This is a genomic window from Pseudomonas sp. SDO5522_S412, from assembly GCF_054071215.1.
Window position 1 is genome coordinate 1 of record NZ_JBSVWQ010000302.1, and the last position, 5,945, is coordinate 5,945.

Here is a 5,945-nt window from a genome sequence, read left to right on the forward strand (position 1 = left end):
GTTTTGCTTACTTTTGCGCTGTTCAAAAGTGAGCCGCTGTAAGAGCGGAACCAATCTCAGCCATCACCCAAAAAACGGATATACACGCAAACCACCTTCCCCGAGAAAGCACAAAGGGGACCCGAAGGTCCCCTTTAATTTGTCGTTGCGTGCTCTTTTTTTATTATTGAGGGGCGGTCTATTGTTGTTTTTGGCAACCGTGGCCCTTTACCGCTGTTTTTGGCGACCCCCATCCGGGGTCAAGAGCAAACGTATTTTTTTGAGCGCTGATCTGCTTCTTCGCACGCGATCCAACCAGTGGGTAGCTACCTTGAGGTAGTTTTTTGTTCTTCTCTATCCGGTTGCGGGTTTCGGCAAGCCGTACCCTGCGAAGCACATCTTCTCCAAAAAAATCTGTTAGCTGCGTCTCTGCCGTGTTGTTTTTGTTATGTCAGAGTCGTTACGTCTTATTTTTATTAGGTTTGGTGCTTTTTATTCTTGTTATGCAATAGAGATAGCAGAAGCCGTGCCAACTTTATAAAGTCCTTTAAAATCAATGGCTTGATTTTTAGGCGAGAAATTTCCTTCAGGAAATGCGACAAAATATGTTCCCGTGTTACCCGATGTGTAGCCGCGAGGTAACACATCGTCACAAGCGCACTACTCAACCGGCGCTGCGAGCCTTCGCCACGCGCGAACCGGTGGGGCGGCCGAGTACCGTACAAATCTGCTGACCCGCCAGAATCAGCTTGTCCATGTCGATACCCGTCTCGATGCCCAAGCCATTGAGCAGGTACAACACATCTTCAGTGGCAACGTTACCGCTGGCCCCCTTGGCATAGGGGCACCCGCCGAGGCCCGCAATAGAGCTGTCGAACACCTGGATACCTTCCTCAAGGCTGGCGTAGATATTGGCGATGGCCTGGCCATAGGTGTCATGGAAGTGCCCGGCCAGCTTGTCCCGTGGCACCTGCGCGCCGACCACCTCGAACATCCGGCGTGTTGCGCCTGCAGTGCCGGTGCCAATCGTGTCGCCCAGGGACACCTCATAGCAGCCCATGGCGAACAGCTCGCGAGCGACTGCCGCGACCTGTTCCGGCGCGACCTGACCTTCATAAGGGCAACCCAACACACACGACACATAACCCCGCACACTCACACCATGCTGCCTGGCCGCGGCCATGATCGGCACGAAGCGTTCCAGGCTTTCGCTGACGGAGCAGTTGATATTGCGCTGGGAAAACGCCTCGGAAGCCGCCGCAAATACGGCCACTTCTTTCACGCCCGCCGCCAGTGCATCTTCAAAACCCCGCAGGTTTGGCGCCAGCGCGCCATAGGTCACGCCCGGCTTGCGCTGGATCTGCGCAAACACCTCGGCCGACCCGGCCATCTGCGGTACCCATTTGGGCGACACAAAACTGCCGACTTCGATGTAACCCAGGCCGGCGGCACTCAGGGCGTCCACCAATTGCACCTTGTCGGCGACGCTGATGGGTTGCGCTTCATTCTGCAGGCCGTCGCGGGGGCCCACTTCCACCAGGCGCACATGAGAGGGGAGGGACATGGCAGCTACCTTTTATGAATGGCCAACCTGGCCCTGAATGGTCTGTTCCAGCGCCTGGATGCAACGCTCTTCGGCGGTGTCCAGTTCGAGCTTCATCTGTTCGATGTCGAGCAACTGTTGTTCCAGCTGCTCGCGGCGCTCGGCGATTTTCGCCAGCATGCTGTGCAGCTGTTTCTGGTTGCCGCTGGTAGGGTCGTAGAGTTCGATCAGTTCCCGGCACTCGGCCAGGGAAAAACCGATGCGCTTGCCCCGCAGGATCAGCTTCAGGCTGACCTTGTCGCGGGGCGAATAAATGCGCTCCTGGCCCCGGCGTTCCGGGGACAGCAGGCCTTGTTCTTCATAGAAACGAATGGCGCGGGTGGTGATGTCGAGCTCGCGGGCGAGGTCGGAGATGCTGTAGGTCGTGCTCATGAGGGCGCTCAAGGAGTGTCTTGAGCGTTAAGCTAATGGCTGGTTGACGTTAACGTCAAGCTCGCTCCTACAGTTTGTCCAGCTTCTTCTCATGGGCCGTCACCTGCTGGCACAACTCGATCATCTGCTCGCGCATCCAGCGGTTGGCCGGATCCTGGTCGGTGCTTTCATGCCAGTACAGATGGGTTTCCACCATCGGCACATCATTCACCGGCAGGTTGAACCAGTGCAGTTCATGGCGCCGTGCGAAGCGCTCCGGCACGGTCATTACCATGTCGGTCTGTTGCAGCACCTGCGAGGCCATCAGGTAGTGCTGGGAGCGCAGGGCGATCTTGCGTTGCAGGCCCATCTTGCCCAGCGCCAGGTCGACATGGCCCAGGCCGTTGCGCCGGCTGGAGATATGAATGTGGGTCAGCGACAGGTAGTCATCCAGCGTCAGTTTGTCCTTGCCCGCCATCGGATGGCCCTTGCGCATGGCGCACACGTAGCGGTCTTCCATCAGCTTGACGTGGCGCACTTGCGGGTCGGTGTTGAGCGGCGCATCCACGGCAAAGTCCAGGCGACCGGCCGCCAGTTCCTTGGTGGTTTCCCGGCGCTTGGACAGGAAGCTCTCGATTACCACCGTCGGTGCCAGGCGGCGCAGGCGCTGGAACAGCGGCGGCAGAATCACCGCTTCGGTGAGGTCGGTCATGCTGATGCGGTAGGTCTTGGCCGCCTGTTGCGGGTTGAAGATCCGGCTTTCCTGTACCGACACCCGCAGCAGCGACAGCGCATTACGCACCGGGCCAATGATGTTCTGGGCCATGGGCGTGGGCACCATGCCTTGGGCTGTGCGCACGAACAGCGGGTCGTTGAAGGTCTCCCGCAGGCGGGCCAGAGCGTTCGACACCGCAGGTTGAGTAATCCCGACAATCTGCCCGGCGCGGGTCAGGTTGGCTTCGGTGTAGATCGCGTCAAAGACGATGAAGAGGTTGAGGTCGACCTTGCTCAGATTCATTTCGCTGCGCTCTTATTGTTAGGTGTCCATACGCCGATCATATATCGGTGATGAATGTTAATACACGCCGAGAATAGGCTAGGTAAATTATCAACGCTGTTCTAGCATCGATTCATGACCTCAACAACCTCCATTGAGAAGGTGCTGCCCATGGATTTCGCCTATTCGCCCAAGGTTCAGGAACTGCGTGAACGCGTCACCGCGTTCATGGACGCCTACGTTTATCCGGCCGAGCCTGTGTTCGAACGCCAGGTTGCCGAAGGTGACCGCTGGCAGCCCACCGCCATCATGGAAGAGTTGAAGCTCAAGGCTAAAGCCGAAGGCCTGTGGAATCTGTTCCTGCCGGAATCCGAATTGGGCGCCGGCCTCACCAACCTGGAATACGCACCCCTGGCCGAAATCATGGGCCGCTCCTTGCTGGGGCCGGAGCCGTTCAACTGCTCGGCACCGGATACCGGCAACATGGAAGTGCTGGTGCGCTACGCCAACGAAGAGCAAAAACAGCGCTGGCTCGAACCGCTGCTGCGCGGCGAAATCCGCTCGGCATTTGCCATGACCGAGCCGGACGTGGCTTCCTCCGATGCCACCAACATGGCCGCCCGTGCAGAGCGCGACGGCGACGAGTGGGTGATCAACGGTAAAAAATGGTGGACCTCCGGCGCCTGTGACCCGCGCTGCAAGATCCTGATCTTCATGGGCCTGAGCAACCCGGATGCGCCGCGTCACCAGCAGCACTCGATGATCCTGGTACCAGTGGATGCGCCCGGTGTGAAGATCGTGCGCCCGCTGCCGGTGTTCGGCTACGACGACGCACCCCATGGCCACGCCGAAGTGCTGTTTGAAAACGTCCGCGTGCCGTACGAAAACGTCCTGCTGGGCGAAGGCCGGGGCTTTGAAATTGCCCAGGGGCGCCTTGGTCCGGGCCGTATTCACCACTGCATGCGTTCCATCGGCATGGCCGAGCGCGCGCTGGAACTGATGTGCAAGCGTTCCGTCAGCCGTACCGCCTTCGGCAAGCCGCTGGCCCGCCTGGGTGGCAATATCGACAAGATCGCCGACTCGCGGATGGAAATCGACATGGCGCGTCTGCTGACCCTGAAAGCTGCCTACATGATGGACACCGTGGGCAACAAGGTCGCGAAAAGCGAAATCGCCCAGATCAAGGTGGTGGCGCCGAACGTGGCGTTGAGGGTGATCGACCGAGCCATCCAGATCCACGGTGGCGCCGGCGTATCCAATGACTTCCCGCTGGCCTACATGTACGCCATGCAGCGCACCCTGCGCCTGGCCGATGGCCCGGACGAAGTGCACCGCGCAGCAATCGGCAAGTTCGAGATCGGCAAGTATGTGCCGCGGGAAATGATGCGCAGCGGGCAGTAAAACCGAGGTGTCTTCATCGCAGGCAAGCCAGCTCCCACAGGGGAATGCAGTCAAGTGTGGGAGCCGGGCTTGCCGCGATGAGGCCAGTTGATCGTTCCCACGCTCTGCGTGGGAATGCTGCCCCGGACGCTCCGCGTCCTCAATACACCCAGACCTCCACCCGCCGGTTCTTGATCCGTCCCTCATCCGCCGTATTTGCCGCCACCGGCATCTCGGCACCGAACCCCTGAATGTCCCTCAGCACCACGCCGCTCTTGACCAATTCCCGGCGCACCGCCATCGCTCGCAACTTCGACAATAGCGCCGCCCGCTGCGCATCACTCTTGGCATCCCCAAACCCCACCAGCGTCACCTGCTTGTCCAGCTTGCCGTGGCTCTTTATATAAGCCACTACCCGCATCAGGTCCTGGCGCGCCTTGTTGTCGAGGCTGGCACTGCCTTCCTCAAACCGGAAATTTACCGTCAGGCGCTGCGCTTGTCGGGCAATCGCCTGGTAATCCCCGGGCATCGGCGCCCGTGGTTCCACCGCCATGGCCTGCACCTGCTGTGCGATAAAACCGTTGGCGGCGACGATCGCCTGGCCTTTGCTGCTTTGCGCAAAGTCCACCAGGGCCTTGGCCCAGGGGTTTTGTGCAACAGGTGGCAGGTAGAAGAACAACCGGCGTGACAGTGGGTAGTCCTCGGTGGCGATCAAACTGTTCAGCGGCAGCATCGGCTGCGAGTCGCCATCGACGATGGCCACCGCCTTGGCCTGGCGTACATAGGGCAATCCGATAAAACCGATGCCCTGGGGGTCATGGCTGACAGCATCCGACAACTGCTCGCTGGATTCGAAGCGCTTGGCGCTGCCGTCCAACGACTTGCCGCGCCGGCTGAGCACCAGTTCCTTGAAGGTGTCATAGGTGCCGGATTGATCATCCCGCGCGTACAGGTGAATCTGGCCACCGATGCCGCCCAGTTGTTCCCAGGTCGAGACTTCGCCGCTGAAGATCTGCGCCAGTTGCGCGGTGTTCAGCGTCCCCAACGGGTTGCGTGGGTTGAGGATGATCGCCAGCCCGTCAATGGCGATGACCTGTTCGGCGTCGGGGCTTTTCAGGTCGCCGAGGGCTTCGAGGTCCACCAGTTCGCTGTCCTTGATCGGCCGGGAAGACGCCGCGAGGTCGGCGCTGGCGTTTTTCAGGGCTGCGAACCCGGTGCTGGAACCATGGGCCGCCACTTCCACCGTCACCTTCTGGCCCTGGCGAGTCTTGCCGACGATGTGCTGTTCGTTGGCCTGGTCAGATGGCTCGCTGTGCACCGCTTGCAGCCCCTGTTGCTCCATCAGCCCCTTGACCAGCGCCGGGCCAAGTGCCGCGCCGATGGTGTTGGAACCCTGGATGCGCAAGGCCGGGCCATGTTCGGGGAAGGGCAGAGGGGTGGAAAAAGCGGCGAGGGGAAATGCGCTGAGCAGGGCCAGCAGGGATAGAACGCGCAGCATCATGCCGGCACCTTCTCAAGCCAAAGGGAGTGCCGCGAGATTAAGTCAGAGAGGTTTCAGCAATATGACCGGCATCACGCCGTCAAAAAGTGTGGGAGCGGGCTTGCTCGCGAATACGGTGTGTCAGTCGACGTATC

General features: G+C 60.0%; 5 protein-coding genes. 1 reads left to right on the plus strand and 4 read right to left on the minus strand.

Translation table 11 applies throughout. The features are described 5' to 3' along the window. Positions 1–643 precede the first annotated feature (643 nt). From ACW9I6_RS30110 to ACW9I6_RS30120, 3 genes are all read right to left on the minus strand, one after another. The gene (locus tag ACW9I6_RS30110; protein WP_177009129.1) at positions 644–1,543 is read right to left on the minus strand and encodes a hydroxymethylglutaryl-CoA lyase; all 900 of its coding nucleotides are present in this window, start codon (positions 1,541–1,543) and stop codon (positions 644–646) included. A 12-nt stretch (positions 1,544–1,555) separates the two neighbouring features. After that, complete coding sequence (locus tag ACW9I6_RS30115) at positions 1,556–1,954, minus strand: MerR family transcriptional regulator (protein WP_102369517.1); 399 nt, start codon at positions 1,952–1,954, stop codon at positions 1,556–1,558. A gap of 67 nt (positions 1,955–2,021) precedes the next feature. Beyond that, positions 2,022–2,951 carry a LysR family transcriptional regulator gene (locus ACW9I6_RS30120; RefSeq protein WP_003211805.1) on the minus strand — a complete coding sequence of 310 codons (930 nt, stop codon included), beginning with the start codon at positions 2,949–2,951 and terminating at the stop codon, positions 2,022–2,024. 150 nt (positions 2,952–3,101) lie between these two features. On the opposite strand from ACW9I6_RS30120, the gene ACW9I6_RS30125 reads away from it, so the two are divergent. Continuing rightward, positions 3,102–4,331 carry an acyl-CoA dehydrogenase gene (locus ACW9I6_RS30125; RefSeq protein WP_003211803.1) on the plus strand — a complete coding sequence of 410 codons (1,230 nt, stop codon included), beginning with the start codon at positions 3,102–3,104 and terminating at the stop codon, positions 4,329–4,331. A 139-nt stretch (positions 4,332–4,470) separates the two neighbouring features. Here the strand turns inward: ACW9I6_RS30125 and ACW9I6_RS30130 are convergent, their stop codons facing one another. Beyond that, positions 4,471–5,811, minus strand: a complete 1,341-nt coding sequence (locus tag ACW9I6_RS30130) for a substrate-binding domain-containing protein (RefSeq protein ID WP_003211801.1) — start codon at positions 5,809–5,811, stop codon at positions 4,471–4,473. Positions 5,812–5,945: the final 134 nt, after the last annotated feature.

Excerpts from the sequence above, each read along its gene's own strand:
- ACW9I6_RS30110 (WP_177009129.1), bottom strand. The coding sequence starts at position 1,543 with ATGTCCCTCCCCTCTCATGTGCGCCTGGTGGAAGTGGGCCCCCGCGAC.
- ACW9I6_RS30115 (WP_102369517.1), bottom strand. The coding sequence starts at position 1,954 with ATGAGCACGACCTACAGCATCTCCGACCTCGCCCGCGAGCTCGACATC.
- ACW9I6_RS30120 (WP_003211805.1), bottom strand. The coding sequence starts at position 2,951 with ATGAATCTGAGCAAGGTCGACCTCAACCTCTTCATCGTCTTTGACGCG.
- ACW9I6_RS30125 (WP_003211803.1), top strand. The coding sequence starts at position 3,102 with ATGGATTTCGCCTATTCGCCCAAGGTTCAGGAACTGCGTGAACGCGTC.
- ACW9I6_RS30130 (WP_003211801.1), bottom strand. The coding sequence starts at position 5,811 with ATGATGCTGCGCGTTCTATCCCTGCTGGCCCTGCTCAGCGCATTTCCC.